18 protein-coding genes, 1 tRNA gene and 1 other RNA gene are annotated in these 15630 nt (G+C 29.9%); all 20 read left to right on the forward strand.

Features of this window, described 5'->3' with window-relative positions:
* The first annotated feature begins 14 nt into the window (after positions 1-14).
* The 20 genes from JMO20_RS09725 (at position 15) to ffs (ending at position 15529) form a co-directional block, all read left to right on the forward strand.
* On the forward strand, positions 15-1148 hold the full coding sequence (locus tag JMO20_RS09725) for an ABC transporter ATP-binding protein (protein WP_202709417.1): 1134 nt from the start codon (positions 15-17) through the stop codon (positions 1146-1148).
* 3 nt (positions 1149-1151) lie between these two features.
* Entirely contained in the window at positions 1152-1754 is a 603-nt protein-coding gene (locus JMO20_RS09730) for a CDP-alcohol phosphatidyltransferase family protein (RefSeq protein WP_202709418.1), read from the forward strand.
* A gap of 179 nt (positions 1755-1933) precedes the next feature.
* Positions 1934-2599 carry an accessory gene regulator ArgB-like protein gene (locus tag JMO20_RS09735; protein ID WP_202709419.1) on the forward strand — a complete coding sequence of 222 codons (666 nt, stop codon included), beginning with the start codon at positions 1934-1936 and terminating at the stop codon, positions 2597-2599.
* On the forward strand, positions 2592-2720 hold the full coding sequence (locus JMO20_RS09740) for a cyclic lactone autoinducer peptide (protein WP_202709420.1): 129 nt from the start codon (positions 2592-2594) through the stop codon (positions 2718-2720). The genes JMO20_RS09735 and JMO20_RS09740 overlap by 8 nt, the downstream gene beginning before the upstream one ends.
* A gap of 63 nt (positions 2721-2783) precedes the next feature.
* On the forward strand, positions 2784-3275 hold the full coding sequence (locus JMO20_RS09745; RefSeq protein WP_202709422.1) for a hypothetical protein: 492 nt from the start codon (positions 2784-2786) through the stop codon (positions 3273-3275).
* Positions 3276-3283: 8 nt separating this feature from the next.
* Complete coding sequence (locus tag JMO20_RS09750; protein ID WP_202709423.1) at positions 3284-4156, forward strand: sensor histidine kinase; 873 nt, start codon at positions 3284-3286, stop codon at positions 4154-4156.
* A gap of 207 nt (positions 4157-4363) precedes the next feature.
* Positions 4364-4687, forward strand: a complete 324-nt coding sequence (locus JMO20_RS09755; protein ID WP_202709424.1) for a hypothetical protein — start codon at positions 4364-4366, stop codon at positions 4685-4687.
* A 40-nt stretch (positions 4688-4727) separates the two neighbouring features.
* Positions 4728-5795, forward strand: a complete 1068-nt coding sequence (locus JMO20_RS09760; RefSeq protein ID WP_202709425.1) for a V-type ATPase subunit — start codon at positions 4728-4730, stop codon at positions 5793-5795.
* Positions 5796-7760 carry a V-type ATP synthase subunit I gene (locus JMO20_RS09765; RefSeq protein ID WP_202709426.1) on the forward strand — a complete coding sequence of 655 codons (1965 nt, stop codon included), beginning with the start codon at positions 5796-5798 and terminating at the stop codon, positions 7758-7760.
* A gap of 67 nt (positions 7761-7827) precedes the next feature.
* Positions 7828-8256 carry an ATP synthase subunit C gene (locus tag JMO20_RS09770; protein ID WP_202709427.1) on the forward strand — a complete coding sequence of 143 codons (429 nt, stop codon included), beginning with the start codon at positions 7828-7830 and terminating at the stop codon, positions 8254-8256.
* 7 nt (positions 8257-8263) lie between these two features.
* Entirely contained in the window at positions 8264-8572 is a 309-nt protein-coding gene (locus tag JMO20_RS09775) for a V-type ATP synthase subunit F (protein WP_202709428.1), read from the forward strand.
* An 11-nt stretch (positions 8573-8583) separates the two neighbouring features.
* A complete protein-coding gene (locus JMO20_RS09780; protein ID WP_202709430.1) occupies positions 8584-9225 on the forward strand; it encodes a V-type ATP synthase subunit E family protein in 642 nt (213 codons plus the stop codon).
* A complete protein-coding gene (locus JMO20_RS09785; RefSeq protein WP_202709459.1) occupies positions 9218-10993 on the forward strand; it encodes a V-type ATP synthase subunit A in 1776 nt (591 codons plus the stop codon). The genes JMO20_RS09780 and JMO20_RS09785 overlap by 8 nt, the downstream gene beginning before the upstream one ends.
* 12 nt (positions 10994-11005) lie before the next feature.
* Complete coding sequence (locus JMO20_RS09790; protein WP_202709432.1) at positions 11006-12388, forward strand: V-type ATP synthase subunit B; 1383 nt, start codon at positions 11006-11008, stop codon at positions 12386-12388.
* An 86-nt stretch (positions 12389-12474) separates the two neighbouring features.
* The gene (locus JMO20_RS09795) at positions 12475-13092 is read left to right on the forward strand and encodes a V-type ATP synthase subunit D (RefSeq protein WP_202709433.1); all 618 of its coding nucleotides are present in this window, start codon (positions 12475-12477) and stop codon (positions 13090-13092) included.
* A gap of 434 nt (positions 13093-13526) precedes the next feature.
* Complete coding sequence (locus tag JMO20_RS09800; RefSeq protein ID WP_202709435.1) at positions 13527-13826, forward strand: hypothetical protein; 300 nt, start codon at positions 13527-13529, stop codon at positions 13824-13826.
* A gap of 150 nt (positions 13827-13976) precedes the next feature.
* Positions 13977-14330 (forward strand): YtxH domain-containing protein, encoded by a 354-nt coding sequence (locus JMO20_RS09805; protein ID WP_202709437.1) that lies wholly within the window; start codon positions 13977-13979, stop codon positions 14328-14330.
* A 104-nt stretch (positions 14331-14434) separates the two neighbouring features.
* Positions 14435-14890 (forward strand): hypothetical protein, encoded by a 456-nt coding sequence (locus JMO20_RS09810; protein ID WP_202709438.1) that lies wholly within the window; start codon positions 14435-14437, stop codon positions 14888-14890.
* A 268-nt stretch (positions 14891-15158) separates the two neighbouring features.
* Positions 15159-15252, forward strand: a tRNA-Ser gene (locus JMO20_RS09815).
* Positions 15253-15264: 12 nt separating this feature from the next.
* An RNA gene (gene ffs, locus JMO20_RS09820) (signal recognition particle sRNA large type) lies at positions 15265-15529 on the forward strand.
* The last annotated feature ends 101 nt before the right edge of the window (positions 15530-15630 follow it).

Here is a 15630-nt window from a genome sequence, read left to right on the forward strand (position 1 = left end):
AAGGAATAATATTGATGACAAAATTATGTTTAGAAGGAATCGAAAAGTCATATATAAAGAATAATAGCTCTAAGAATAAAAGTGAAGATGATTTTAGAATACAGATTGACGAATTATTAATTAATGAAGGAGAATTTTTTGGAATAGTGGGGCCTTCGGGATGTGGCAAAACAACGCTTTTAAAAATAGTAGCTGGATTACAAGAAATTAATAAAGGAGAAGTAATAATTGATGGTAATAACATTACTAAAATTTCTGCTGAAAATAGAAACATTAGTATGGTTTTCCAACAGCCACTGTTATTTCCACATATGACAGTAGAAGAAAATGTTACATTTGGATTGAAGATGAAAAAGATAGATAAAACTGAAAGGAAGAAAAGAGCAAAACAAATATTAGAAAGTGTTGGTTTAAATGGATATCTATATAGATATCCATCGGAATTAAGTGGAGGTCAAAAGCAAAGAGTTGCCATAGCAAGAGCTATAGCATATAAGCCAGAAGTATTACTAATGGATGAACCTTTTAGTTCTTTAGACCCTGCCTTGAGAGAAGATATGAGAAATTTAATTCTAAAGCTTCACAGTAAATATAAAATGACTACGATCTTTGTTACCCATGATAGGGAGGATGCATTTACTCTTTTTGATCGCATGGCAATAATGAGAGGTGGAGAAATACTTCAAATAGGGTCGCCTAAAGAAATTTATGAAAATCCTTTGACTAAGTATATTGCAGGATTTATGGGATACAAGAATATTTTTCAAGGTCATATAAATGTAAATGAATTTGTAGGAAAAAATGTGAAATTTAAGTTACCTAATCAAAATTATTTAAAAAATAAGTCAATCTATGGATATATAGTAATCCCTTCGGAAAGTCTAGAGGTTAATCTTGTAGAAAAAAACAATCAAAACATAAAAAAAATGCATCAAATAGAAAGTAAGGATTATTATGCTTTTCTTGGTATTTTAGAGGAGGTTAATTACAATCAAGGCTTACTCTATTTAAAGATAAAATATAATTCAGAAGAAATATTTATTACTCAAAAAAATAAATTTAGCGAAGATTTGAAAATAGGACAAAATATTTTAGTAGAATATATGCCTGAAAAAATACATTTTATTGAAAAGAAGGTTAGGGGGTAAAGTATGCTAGATACACATGCAAGAAGATATGTAAGTCCAGTCATAAGAATAATTGCAAAGGCATTTTTGAAATACAATATCAGTGCTAATCAAATTACAATATTAGCTTTTTTAATAGGTGTTTTAACAGGTCCTCTTATTTATTTTGATTTCCCTATTTTAGCATGTATTTTTTTATGGATTTCTGGATTATTAGACGCAGTAGATGGAGCAGTGGCTAGAATGAAAAAAAATATAACAGCTTGGGGAACCCTTATGGATATAACTTTTGATAGAATAGTAGAATTAGCTGTTATTATTGGACTAGCTTTTAAATATACTAATATAAGAATAGAGCTTTTAATGTTAACATCTGCCATAATATTTTCAATGACGATCTTTCTCACAGTAGGGGCATTAACAGAAAAAAAAGGAGAAAAATCATTTTATTATCAAGCAGGAGTGGCTGAAAGGACAGAAGGATTTATATTACTTAGTATCATGATTTTATTTAATAATTTGATAGTTTGGAGCACCATCATATTTACTATTCTTGTGACTATAACAGCTTTTCAGAGAATGATAGAAGCAAAAAGAATATTTGATACAATAGATAAAAATAAGTAAGAATATTTAAAGTTAATGAAAAAATTTATAAAAAAATAAAAAAAAGATAAAAATTTGAAGGATTATGCAGATTAATCTTGAAATATGATTTTATAAGAATATTTGTCATTTAAAGTGCTTTATAAAATATTTTCTAGTAATATATAGCTCAAATATGACTATTGAAAGGGAGAAAATAAATGGATTATATCTCAAATAAAATAGAAACTTTAATTACGAAGATTATTAGTTTATATGAAAAGCATTTAGATATTGATAAAAGTCAAATATCAATAGTAAAATATTCCTTACGACTGGTAATTAGCACAATTATTGGCTATTTGTTGGCACTAGTATGTGCATACTTTTTAGGTACTTTTAGTTATGTTCTAACAATTATGATTACTATATCTATATATAGATCCTTTTCAGGAGGTGCCCATTGCAGTAGCATGATAAATTGTGCAGTATATGGTATGATTATAATAAACCTATTGGGATTATTAGTCTCTAAAACGATCTTACCTAATCAAGGTATTATTTTAGTACTTTGCTTTCTAGCATTTTTATTTGCAATTTGGACAATAAATAAATATGCTCCTGCTGATACACCCGGTAAACCTATAGAATCTAAGGTAAAAAAAGTTAAGTTGAGAAAAAGGTCTTTTTTAATAATATGTATCTGGTATGGGAGTACTATAGCTTGGCATTTTATCTTTAAGGAGATGCATCAGATTATTTATATTTCAGCAATAGGAATAATCTGGCAATCATTTACCCTTACTCCAATTGGATATAAGTTTTGTCATATCTGGGATATGGCATTAAATAAAATATTCTTTATAAAGGGGGATATGTATGCTTAAAAAAATGCTACAACTATCAGTGGTTTTTTTTACACTAATCGCCTTTGCTAACGTGGCAGCTGCCACAAGCGTAATTGCCTATCAACCAGAATTGCCAGAAGAATTAAAAGACATCGAGTAGATAGTAAAAGACTCTTTGAGTCTTTTACTATGATCACAAGTTTATATAAAAGGATGTGAAACTATGTTGGTAATTATAGAGAAACTTATAATATTTTTCATAGAACCTTTTTTAATGATAGGAGCTGGGCTTGGTGTAACTGGAAATGGAATTAGCAAAGGAAAAATGGCATCAATATCAGCGATTTATTCATTACTTACTTATGGAATAAGAACATTTTATAAAATGCGCGGAATACCACTCGGGACTCATACAATAATATTATGTATTAGTTTAGTTATAATGTTAATACTTATAGGAAAGAAAAAGGCATTGGATAGCACTATTGCTGTATTATTTAGTCTAGGACTAATAGTACTAGGAGAAGGAGTATTTCTCTTTCCATTGATAGATTTATTACATATAAATCTTGCAGTAGTTTTAGGGAAGCCTGGAATGACCATAGGATTAGGACTTATGTCTGAAATACCTTTAATAATAGCTTTTATTCTATGTTACATTTTTAAAATTACTATAATCGATTTAAACTATTTTAAAGAAGCCAAAAGAATGTAGGTGTATCAATGAAACTTGATTCTAAAGCATATATATTAGTTATAGCAATATTGGCTCAAAATGTTGTAGTATTATTATTAGCTAACAAGACCTTTGTTAGCTTTTTAGACCAAACCATAGATGCATATAGATATCCTCTATTTGTAGCAATATTTATAAATATATTAGGTTTTATTGGAGTTATATCCGTACATTATATAATAAAATTTCTAAAAAAAGAAAAGGATTTTATACTAAAATTAAATGATTCAAAGGGTATAATTGATGCTCTTCAAGGACAAAAACATGATTTTAATAATCATCTTAATGTTGTGGCTGGACTTTTACAAATAGGAAAAGATAAGCAAGCTTTAGAATATATTTTTAAGATATCAGGAAAGGTAGAAGAGGTATTTTCTATATCTAAAATTAAAAATGTGGAGATTGCCGCTACTTTATATAGAAAATGTGCAATTGCAGAGAGCAAAGGAATAGAAGTAGACCTTTATATAGATTCAAATTTAGAATACATTAAAATTGCTCCAATAGATATATGTAAAATACTTTTTAATTTGATTGATAATGCTATATATGAACTTGATAACTGTAGAGATGAAGTAAGAGTTTTGACATTAGATATTAATGAAGTAGATGATAAATATAGGATAAGTATAGGAAATTCATATCCAGTACTATCTCCCGATTTATATAAAAAAGTTTTTGATAGAGGTTTTTCTACAAAAGGAGCGGGTAGTGGGCATGGATATGGATTAGGTATCGTAAAAAGTATAGTGGAGAAAAATAAGGGAATAATTTACGTGGAGAGTTTTGAAAATGTAGGAACAGTATTTACTATAGAATTACCCATGAATGTAAGGTTAAGAGAAGCAGAAGCTCAATAGTATACATTTTAAGGAAACCCATGGCAAAAATTACAACAAATACAAAAAATATGATATAATTATTAAAGAAGATTTAGGCTTGCCTAGGTCTTTTAAATTTTTACATTTACCCATATTTGAAAGAGTAAAATATGGGTATGATATTTATTGGAACATAAATTAAATATAATTAAATATATTACATAATATATTAAAAGAGGTGTTTAGATGGATAAGATAATAAAAAAAATAGTAGCCATTGATGAACAAGCCTTAAGTATTAAGAAAAAGACCGATAAAATTATTCAGAATAATAAAAAAAATCTTAAAAAGGAATTGGATAAAATACAAGAAGAAATGGTTAAAAATGCAAAGGATGAAGCGGAAAGCAAGTATGCAGAAATAATATCTAAAGGAGAGAGAAATTCTGAGGATATAACTACACAGGGGAACGAAAAATATAAAAAAATTGAAGATATGTATGAAAGAAAAAAGCCTAAATTACAGAATATGATATTTGATAAAATCTTTAAAGAAAGCAATAACCATTAATGGGTTATAATCATTCTATATACTCTAGGGAGTGGATAAAATGGGAATGGGAAGTGTGAAAGATTTTGCAGCCATAAACACTAAAATAAGAGCTTTAAAAGGTAAGATGCTTGATGAAAAGGATTATTTAAAGCTTATATCAAAAAAATCCGTACCTGAAATAGCTGAATATTTAAAGAACAATACATATTACACTGACGTTTTAAAGGACGAAGATATAAAAAATATTCATAGAAATAGGTTGGAGCTATTATTTAAAAAACATATTATAATACAATTTGAAAAGATACTTCATCACTTTACAGGTGAGTATAGAAAGCTTTTTAAAATTTTATTTATGAGATATGAGATAGAAGATTTAAAATTATATATAAGGGCATTATCTAGGGGAGAAAGTTTAGAAGAAGTAAAAAAACTGGTCTTATATTCAGGGATTTACAGTTCTATAGACCATGATTTATTAATAACTTCTAAAAGTATAAGCGAATTTGTTAGAAATCTTAAGGGTACTATTTATTATGATGGACTAAAGGGTTATCAAGATGAACAGGGAAGTAAATTGACTTTCTATTTAGAAATGAATCTAGATATATTATACTTTACTAAATTGTATGAACAAGCAGGTAGTTTAGATAAGAAGAATGAAAAAATCCTTAAGGAGCTTTTGGGGAAAAATATTGATTTATTAAATTTAGAATGGATATATAGAGGGATAAAATTTTATAAGTTATCACCTGAAGAATTAATTAACTATACTCTGAATGGTGGGTATTCATTAAGCTTTAATGATATAAAAAATCTTTGTTACTCTAAGGATGAAAAGGAACTAATAGAAAGAATGATTAATTCACAATATGGATTTTTATTTGATAATGAAGACACTCTCGACTTATTTATGGAAAGAAGAATTGAGAGATATCTTTATTTTCAATTTTTAGGGTATTATAGAAAGGAAAGAATGAATATAACTCAATCAATTGCGTATATTCATTTATTAGAATATGAAATTCGGGATATTATTTCTATAACTGAAGCTATAAGATATGACTTAGATAAAAGTCAAGTAAAGAGCTATCTAGTTCGGAAAATAGAAGGAAGTGATTTATAGATGGCTATAGAACAGATGGTAGTAATGAATGTGGTGGGGTTAAAAGACTCTGTCGATAATGTGGCAAGAGAAATAGTACTGATGGAAAACGTCGATATTATCAATGCTTTAAATGAGATAAATGAAAGTCATTTTACCTTAACTATTGAAGAAGAAAATGTTGAAGAAATTGTTGATATGTCACTAATAAAGCCGATGTCAGATGATGTTAGCTATGAAGATACATTTAAGAAAATTGATGATTTGAGTAATGTCTATGAGGAGAATTTTAAAGTTAATAAAAACTATTTAGATGAATCCTTTGATTATAAGCTATGTTCAGATAATGTTGATAGTTTATACGACAAACTAATAGCACCCTATGAGAAAATAATGGAATTGAAGGAAGAAAAGAAGAAGATAGAAGAATTTTATAGGAACTTCATGTACATAAAGGATTTAGATGTAGAGGTAGAGACATTTAAGAATTTAAATTATTTCACTTATACTTTTGGAATATTATCTAAAGAAAATGTTAAAAAGCTTAAGCGGAATTATGAGAATATTACAGCAATTGTATTGCATACTGGAACTAGTAAATCAGGTGAGGTGTATCTAGTTATTTCGCCTAAGGAAATGGAATTAGAAACTAATCGAATATTGAGATCGTTAAATTTTAATAAGATAGAAATGAAAATGAATTTCACAGGTACTCCTATGGAAATAGTGAAAAAATTAGAATCAAGAAACCAAGAAATAGACGAAAAATTATCTGAATTAAATAATAAATTTAATCAATTAAAGAGTCAATGTAAAGCATTAGTAGAAGAATGTTATAGCAAATTGGCCCTTCAATCTAAAATAAAAGAAGTTAAAAATCAAATGGTTTCAAGTAATAATTTTTTCTATTTATCTGGATGGATTCCTAAGAAGAATGAAAAAGAAATAATGGAAAGACTAGATCAGTTCGGAAATTTAATTATAGTGTTTAAAGGTGAGGAAGAATTTGAAGAGGGATTTAGTCCACCTACTAAGCTTAGAAATAATAAACTATTTAGTCCATTTGAATATCTTGTAAAGATGTATGGAATTCCATCTTACAATGAAATAGATCCGACGGTATTTTTAAGTATAACATATATGTTCTTGTTTGGAGCAATGTTTGGAGATGTTGGTCAGGGATTAATACTTTTTATTGGAGGATTACTTTCAAGGACAAAGTCAGAATTATTTGGGAATATACTTAGTAGATTAGGTATTAGCTCTATGGTATTTGGGTTATTGTATGGAAGTGTATTTGGGTTTGAGCACATTATTAATCCTGTGCTAATAAGTCCTTCGTTTGAGGATTTTGATAGTATAAATATTATTTTGATAAGTGCAGTTGTAATAGGAGTTGTACTATTACTTATAAGTTATGTTTATAGTATTATAAACGCTATAAAGCGAAAAGATTTAAAAGAAGGTCTTTTTGGAAGAAATGGTGTAGTTGGGTTAGTGTTTTATATTCTCCTACTTATACTAGTTGGCGGTAAAGTCAATAATGCTGAGATTATACCTACTATAGTCATAGTTTCTGTACTTATTGTACTAATTGGACTAATGGTGGTAAGAGAGCCTCTGTCAAACTTAATATTAGGAAAGAAGCCCCTTTATCACGAAACTATTTCTAGCTATTATATTGAAAGTGGCTTTGATATTTTAGAGACATTGCTTAATATGTTGAGTAGTACAGTTTCATTTATAAGAGTTGGAGCTTTTACATTAACCCATGTGGGGTTATTTGTAGCATTTGAAATAATAGCTCATCTATTGGGAAGTTTTACTGGTAGTTTAATTACTTATATCATAGCAAATATAATAGTTATAGGATTAGAAGGCTTAATAGTGTTTATTCAAGGCTTAAGACTAGAATATTATGAGCTTTTCAGCAAATATTATAAGGGAGAAGGTGTAGAGTTTAGTCCTATAAAATTAAATGATTAAAAAAAATAGAAAGATAGTATCAAATTAAATTATTAACTTTAAGTTTCAATTTTTAAGGAGGTATAACATGACATTAATTATGATAACAACAAGCATTATGGTATTAATGACAATTTCATCAGGTATGTTTCTAATGTATAAGGAATATAAAACTACTAAAAGCAGGCTTAAAAAAGTTTTAAAATATAATTTGTTTACATTTATTCCGCTACTTATAGGAGCTTTAGTGTTATTAGCTCCTAAAATCACCTTTGCCGTTTCTAATGGAATGGCACCTACAGATGGAAGTGGACTTGGTTATATTGCAGCTGCATTATCAACTGGTTTGGCAACTATAGGAGCTGGTTATGCCGTAGGAGCAGTGGGAGCATCAGCATTAGGGGCAGTTTCTGAAGATCCTAAAATATTAGGTAAAACCTTAATATTTGTTGGTCTAGCCGAAGGTATTGCTATCTATGGTTTAATAGTTTCAATATTAATAATCAGTAGATTGTAGTGATATTATGAAGTCATTTTTAATTAGCGATAATAGAGATACTCAAGTTGGTATGAGGCTAGCAGGTATTACAGGTGTTGTAGTCCATGAGAGGAAAGATATTCTAGCTGAATTAAATGAAGCCTTAAAAAATAAAGAAATTGGAATAATTATCATAACAAAAAATATTATGTCAAAGGCCCATGATGAGATTATGGAGATTAAGTTAAAACGAACATTTCCATTAATCGTAGTAATCCCTGATCGCCACGGATTTGGGGAAGAAGGGCTTTCGATTACAAAATATATTAGTGAGTCTGTAGGAATTAAGATTTGAGGTGTTAGATAATGATTACTATAGAAGAAAAACTCAATACTTTTTCTAAGATGATTTTTGAGAAAGAACAAAAGGAAGCTGACGAGAAGCTAAAAAATATGAGAGAAGAAAATCAAAGAATAATTGAAAATCATAAAAAGGAAATATCTAAAAAGTGTAATTTATTAATAGAGAAAAAAGTTAAAGAAGCTAAAACTAAAAAAAATGAAATGACATCTAAAGCCAGTTTAGAAGCAAGAAACAAAATTCTAAATGAGAAAAAAAGAATGCTAGCGGATCTTGTTTGTGAAATTAAAAACAGAGGAAGAAGGTTTATTGAAAATAATGAATATGAAGCCTTTTTAATATATGGATTATCAGATATATTTTCTAATATGAAAAAGGATACACATCTTTCCATATATGTTACTGAGAAAGATGTTAATAGATTTAGAGACAAAATATATAAATTGATAGAAAAAAGAGATTTAAGCTCCAATGAAATAGATATAATTCCAATTGAGGAAGATATCATAGGAGGATTTATAATTATAGACCATGATAAGGACATACGCATAGATCATACCATTAAAACGAGAATAGAAGATAATAAAGAATTAATTGGACAGATGCTCTATGAATCTTTAGAAGAATCAGGTGATGAAAATGAATAATTCTCAAGGTATAATTACAATGATAAATGGACCAGTTATTCAAGGCAGTAATATGTCTGACTATAAAATGAGAGAAATGGTAACAGTAGGCAATAAAAGACTTATAGGTGAGGTTATTTCTATTGAGGGAGATATAGGAACTGTTCAAGTCTACGAAGAGACAGAAGGACTTAAGATTGGAGAAGAAATTGTTTCTACAGGTAAGCCCTTGTCTTTAAAGCTTGGTCCTGGAATGATAGGAAATATGTTTGATGGAATAGAGCGACCTCTTAAAAGAATGAATTCTATGTCAGAAAATTTTATTGCAGAAGGTATAGGATTGATATCAATTGATACAGAAAAAGAATGGGAAGTAGATATATTTGTAAAAAGAGGAGATAGAGTAACACCAGGCTTAATCTTTGGAGAAGTTCAAGAAACTTCTTTGATTGTGCACAAGCTTATGGTTCCTGCAAATGTGGAAGGTGAAATAATTGAAGTAAAAGAGAATGGAAATTATACTGTTGAAGAGAGTTTAGTTATTGTACAAGATAAAAATGGAGAAAAGTATGAATTAAAAATGTATCAAGAATGGCCAGTAAGAGAACCTAGACCAGTAGATGAACGAATGCCTATAAGTAAGTTATTAGCTACAGGACAAAGGGTATTAGATATATTTTTTCCAATAGCTAAGGGTGGGACAGCAGCAATTCCTGGTGGATTTGGTACTGGGAAAACCATGACACAGCATCAGCTGGCTAAATGGTCAGACGCTGATATTATAGTATATGTTGGTTGCGGAGAAAGAGGAAATGAAATGACAGAGGTTCTAGAAGACTTTCCCGAACTGATAGATCCAAAAACCGATAAACCTATAATGGAAAGAACTATTCTTATCGCTAATACGTCCAATATGCCTGTTGCAGCAAGGGAAGCCAGTATTTATACTGGAATAACGATGGCAGAGTACTTTAGAGATATGGGATATCATGTTGCAATAATGGCAGACTCTACATCAAGATGGGCAGAAGCTTTAAGAGAAATCTCTGGTAGATTAGAAGAGATGCCAGCTGAGGAAGGGTATCCAGCATATTTGCCATCAAGACTTGCCGAATTCTATGAAAGAGCAGGTTATGTAAAGACTTTAAATGATAATGATGGGTCTGTTACTATAATAGGAGCAGTTTCTCCCCCAGGCGGAGATTTTTCAGAGCCTGTGACAGAGAATACCAAGAGGTTTGTAAATGTATTTTTAGCTCTAGACAGAGAGTTGGCCTATGCTAGACACTATCCTGCAATTAATTGGCTTAATAGTTATAGTGGATATGTAAAGGTCTTAGATAATTGGTATAAAGAAAGTGTTTCTGAAAATGTACCAGATGTAAGGGCAAAGATGCTAGAGATCCTTTATGAAGAAAATAAGCTTCAAGAAATTGTTATGTTAGTTGGGGAGGACGTACTTCCTGATGACCAGAGACTGATTCTTGAAATTGCAAAAGTTATGAAAATAGGATTTTTACAGCAAAATGCATTTCATAAAGAGGACACTTATGTTCCAATTGAAAAGCAGTTCCAAATGTTAAAGACTATAGAGCATTTATATGATAGGAGCTATAGTGCTGTAAAAAAAGGTATACCAATATCACAGATTAAAGATGAAGAATTATTTAATGATATTATTAAGATGAAATATAACATACCGAACGATGACCTTCAAGGATTAGAAAATCTAAATAGTAGAATAGATGAGTTCTATAATGGACTTGAAAGAAAGTATTCAGATGATTAGGGAAGTGATAAGATGAAAAAAGAATATTTAAAACTCGATAGAATAGAAGGTCCTTTAATTGAATTATCAGATATTGAGAATGTATCCTATGGAGAAGTTATAGATATAAAAGTAAAGGGAGAAGATAAAAGAAAAAAGGGAAAGGTAATTAAAATAGATAATGATAGAGTTGTTGTTCAAGTATTTGAAAGCACCTCGGGGATATCTGTTAATAATAGTTCTGTAAGCTTTACAGGAAAGCCTTTTGAGCTTCATTTATCTAAGGAAATATTAGGAAGGTCTTTTAATGGAATTGGTGAGCCTATAGATGGTGGAGGAGAGATATTCAGCAGTAAAATTTTTAATATTAATGGGCGACCTATCAATCCTGTAGCTAGAAAGTATCCAAGAAACTACATACAAACGGGGGTTTCATCTATTGATGGTCTTACTACATTAATAAGAGGACAAAAGTTACCTATTTTCTCAGGTAATGGGTTACCTCATAATGAATTAGCTGCACAAATAGTAAAACAAGCAAAGATTAGTGCCGATTCAAATGAAGAGTTTGCAGTAGTTTTTGCAGCTATTGGTGTAAAGCATGATGACGCAGATTATTTTAGAAAAAGCTTTGAGGAGTCCGACGCCATTAATAGAGTTGTAATGTATATCAATTATGCTGATGATCCTATTGCTGAAAGATTAACAACACCTAGATGTGCTCTAACGGCAGCCGAATATTTAGCTTTTGAAGAAGATATGCATATTCTTGTTATAATGACTGACATAACTAGCTATTGTGAAGCATTAAGAGAAGTTTCATCTGCTAGGGAGGAGGTTCCTAGTAGAAAAGGATATCCAGGATATCTGTACTCGGATTTAGCTTCTCTATATGAAAGGGCAGGAATGCTTAAAAATAGGAAGGGGTCAATCACATTATTGCCTATACTTACTATGCCTAATGATGATATAACTCACCCTGTTCCTGATTTAACTGGATATATAACAGAGGGACAAATAGTATTAGGAAGAGAACTTAACCAAAAGCATATTGTTCCACCAGTAAACATATTACCTTCTTTATCTAGGTTAATGAAAGATGGCATAGGCGGGGACTATACAAGGGAGGATCATCCTGATGTATCTAATCAATTATTCTCATCATATTCAAAGGTGCAAGAAGTTAGGGCTTTATCTCAGATAATTGGTGAGGATGATTTATCGGAAACAGATAGAAAATATATGGATTTTGGCAGAGACTTTGAAGATAGATTTATAGGTCAGGGCTTCAATGAGAATAGAAGCATCGAAGAAACTCTTGACCTTGCATGGGATATTCTGAAAGTACTACCTGTTGAAGAATTGGATAGGATTGATCCAAAACTTATAGATAAGTATCTTAAAAAATTAAAGTAAATTAATCAATAAATAGAGATTCATATTTAAATTTTATAAAATATAAAGGAATCAATCTAATTGAGAGAAATGAAAGGAAGTTTTTTATGGGCTTAAAGGTAGCTCCAACAAAAGCAAATTTAATAAAGGCAAAAAACTCTTTGGAATTTTCAAAAAAAGGATTTGATTTGTTAGACAAAAAAAGGACAGTTTTAATTAGGGAAATGATGCAGCTTATAGACAAAGCAAAGGAAATTCAAAAGAAAATTACAAATATATTTGAAGATGCTTATGAGGCCCTGCAACTAGTAAATATGACTATGGGTATAAATAGCGTGGAGGAAATCGCCCTATCTATAATGAAGGAAGAAGAGCATGATATATTGTTAAATAGTATTATGGGTGTAGAAATTCCTAATGTTAAATACTCGAAAAATGGAATAAATACACAATATGGTTTTTTTAGAAGCAATCCAGTTCTAGACATTGCAGTGTCTAAATTTAAGGAAGTTAAACATTTAGTATATGAATTAGCAGAAGTTGAAACATCAGTCTTTAAGCTCGCCATGGAAATTAAGAAAACTCAAAAAAGAGCTAATGCTCTAGAGAAAATCCAAATACCAAAATATGGTGAACAAATAAAATTTATTGAAGAAACTTTAGAAGAAAAGGAAAGGGAAGATTTCTTTAGGCTAAAGAAAGTAAAACAAATTAGTAAATCATAAGGAATATAAATGGGATGGAGAAATAATAAAATATAACTGATTAGAAAGACTAAATATGGCATGCTTTCCCTGTAGCAAACGGTAAAATTGGTTGCTACAGGGAAAGCATTTTTATTACATTTTCTGTAAAAAGTTCCATTTGAAGCTAAGGAAAAAGTAGATATATAAAAAAACCACTAGACAAAATACGACAAAATATGATAATATATTCTTGTAAGTTTAGGAGCATTAAGATTTCAGCCCCTTAACAAGAGTATATTGAATTATACTAAAACTCCCCAAGCAAAACTTTATTATTAAAGAGAGTAGGTCCCCCCATAAATCCTACTCTCTTTTACTTTTTTGAAAATAAAAATGGAAAATATATGATTAAAATTATTATTATTATTGACTATGCTAATAATAATATATAAATTATATAGGAGGAGTTTTTTATGACAGAGAGGGAGATTTTATTTAATTTTATGAAAAAATTTAGGTTAAATTGTAATTACAGATTTATGTTTATGCCTATAGAGATTGGAACTATTCCATTTCATATATATAATGAAGCATATAAGGAAGCCAAGAGTGAAATAAAAGAACAAGACAATTTATCAGAAGAAGAATTAAAACTTATCGATAATTTATATGACTTCTTTATGCGTACTTTCAAGGAAACAGAAAACTATAATACTGCCGATGAGATAGTAGTTAAGGAAATTCAAAAAGGATTTAAATTAAAAGAAAAATAAAAAGAGGATTTGCAAAAGTAATATCCAATTTTTGTATATAGTATAGAAAAAATGGAGTTAAGTAAAAAAAAGAATAAAATCATGAAGAAAAGGGTATTTACACAATAAGGAAGATTAATTAGTTGAATAGATGATAGAGGAGGGTTTTTAATGGCTATTAAGAATATGTTAAAAGAGAAGAAGGAAATAATTGAGAAAAAGAAGAGAAGAAATACTGGAAAAAAGGTAGCTACAGGTCTTACTATTGGCGCTTTTATTGGAGCTATAGCAGGAGTATTATTAGCACCTAAATCAGGAAAAGAAATTAGAAATGACTTAAAAGAAACCACAAAAGGTTCAATTAATACAATAAAAGAATCTGCTAATAAGATTAAAGGGAATGTAAAAGAATCTACTGAAGGCTTTAGAAACAATCAGGAAGGTATGGAAATAGATTTGACTCATACCATTAATAAAGTTAAGGATAAACTAAAGTCAGAAAAAAATGATTCGGAAGAAGAATAGGAAATTCTTAAGTTAGGAAGTTACATATTGAAAAGTATCAAAAACATATTTGAAATTTAAATATATGCTTTTTACAAAAAAACAAATTAAGGGGGATAAGGATTATGGCAAATACTTTTACACTTCAAGAAATAGGAATTTTTGTCCTGTTTTCTATTTTAGGGGTTTTTGGAATATACTTAATCATTGCTCTAAAGAACTTAATTACAACTATGAAAAATATAAATAGGGTAATTGAAAAAAATGAAGATGCTCTTCAACGCTCTATATCAACATTACCTAATATAACAAATAATGTTGAAAGCATATCAAAAAATGTGGACGAGAAAGTAAAGGAAGTAGGGGATTCATTACCTATAATACTTGATAATGTTACTGAAATAAGTGACGATATCAGAGAAAGCATAGACATGGTAGAAGGTACAGTTAGCACGGTGAGCAAAGGTGTTAATGATACAGTGGTTACTATTAATGAAGGTAGTAAAAATATCAGTTCATACATAAAGGCAGCTGGAGAAATAATAAAAGTAATTTCAAATATTTTTAGTAAATCTAAGTAAATTGGTATCATATAAAAAAATCAATTCATGGATCAATATAAATATAAAGAAACATAAAGAAAATGATATGATATCATTAATTTTTATTATATAGATATCTACTCCAAGACCCCACTTATACGGGGTCAATGGAGTATTAGTTCACAGTTTCCTTATAATTTTGGCATGAATTACATAAATTACAAGTAGTATATAGTTGACATATTATCTATATTTAGTTATAATATAAATCTGTTAGCAATAAAATATCTTTTTAAAAAACAAGTTTGGAGAGATGGCTGAGTCTGGCTGAAGGCGCTCGCCTGGAAAGCGGGTAGACGGCTATAACCGTCTCGGGGGTTCAAATCCCCCTCTCTCCGCCATCAAAAAGTTTGTCGTGCTAGATGGGGAGGTAGCGGTGCCCTGTAACCTGCAATCCGCTATAGCAGGGTTGAAGTCCTGGTTGAGGCCTGCCAATGTTAGGTCTGCCCTAGGTAAGTGGCGTTGAAGACTGGGTCCTGCGCAACGGGAATCCATGAACTCCGTCAGGTCCGGAAGGAAGCAGCGGTAAGTGGACACTCTCGTGTGCCGCAGGGGTGCCTGATCTGAGTTAACTGCTTGGGTAACGCTGGTATTTGTATGTCGATTCTAGGTGCACGACTAAAAAAAGTCACAGTAGCTTAAAAAAGTTACGGTGGCTTTTTTTAGTGCATAAAAATAATTCAAAAAAAGACATAAAAAGACAAATATTTACAATGAAC

Origin of the sequence: Sporosalibacterium faouarense (assembly GCF_016765695.1) — a bacterium.
Taxonomy (GTDB): domain Bacteria; phylum Bacillota; class Clostridia; order Tissierellales; family VENL01; genus Sporosalibacterium; species Sporosalibacterium faouarense.

Coding starts and splice junctions, on each gene's coding strand:
- JMO20_RS09765 (WP_202709426.1), top strand. CDS start 5,796: ATGGCTATAGAACAGATGGTAGTAATGAATGTGGTGGGGTTAAAAGAC.
- JMO20_RS09800 (WP_202709435.1), top strand. CDS start 13,527: ATGACAGAGAGGGAGATTTTATTTAATTTTATGAAAAAATTTAGGTTA.
- JMO20_RS09730 (WP_202709418.1), top strand. CDS start 1,152: ATGCTAGATACACATGCAAGAAGATATGTAAGTCCAGTCATAAGAATA.
- JMO20_RS09745 (WP_202709422.1), top strand. CDS start 2,784: ATGTTGGTAATTATAGAGAAACTTATAATATTTTTCATAGAACCTTTT.
- JMO20_RS09760 (WP_202709425.1), top strand. CDS start 4,728: ATGGGAATGGGAAGTGTGAAAGATTTTGCAGCCATAAACACTAAAATA.
- JMO20_RS09790 (WP_202709432.1), top strand. CDS start 11,006: ATGAAAAAAGAATATTTAAAACTCGATAGAATAGAAGGTCCTTTAATT.
- JMO20_RS09725 (WP_202709417.1), top strand. CDS start 15: ATGACAAAATTATGTTTAGAAGGAATCGAAAAGTCATATATAAAGAAT.
- JMO20_RS09755 (WP_202709424.1), top strand. CDS start 4,364: ATGGATAAGATAATAAAAAAAATAGTAGCCATTGATGAACAAGCCTTA.
- JMO20_RS09780 (WP_202709430.1), top strand. CDS start 8,584: ATGATTACTATAGAAGAAAAACTCAATACTTTTTCTAAGATGATTTTT.
- JMO20_RS09750 (WP_202709423.1), top strand. CDS start 3,284: ATGAAACTTGATTCTAAAGCATATATATTAGTTATAGCAATATTGGCT.
- JMO20_RS09740 (WP_202709420.1), top strand. CDS start 2,592: ATGCTTAAAAAAATGCTACAACTATCAGTGGTTTTTTTTACACTAATC.
- JMO20_RS09795 (WP_202709433.1), top strand. CDS start 12,475: ATGGGCTTAAAGGTAGCTCCAACAAAAGCAAATTTAATAAAGGCAAAA.
- JMO20_RS09770 (WP_202709427.1), top strand. CDS start 7,828: ATGACATTAATTATGATAACAACAAGCATTATGGTATTAATGACAATT.
- JMO20_RS09810 (WP_202709438.1), top strand. CDS start 14,435: ATGGCAAATACTTTTACACTTCAAGAAATAGGAATTTTTGTCCTGTTT.
- JMO20_RS09775 (WP_202709428.1), top strand. CDS start 8,264: ATGAAGTCATTTTTAATTAGCGATAATAGAGATACTCAAGTTGGTATG.
- JMO20_RS09735 (WP_202709419.1), top strand. CDS start 1,934: ATGGATTATATCTCAAATAAAATAGAAACTTTAATTACGAAGATTATT.
- JMO20_RS09785 (WP_202709459.1), top strand. CDS start 9,218: ATGAATAATTCTCAAGGTATAATTACAATGATAAATGGACCAGTTATT.
- JMO20_RS09805 (WP_202709437.1), top strand. CDS start 13,977: ATGGCTATTAAGAATATGTTAAAAGAGAAGAAGGAAATAATTGAGAAA.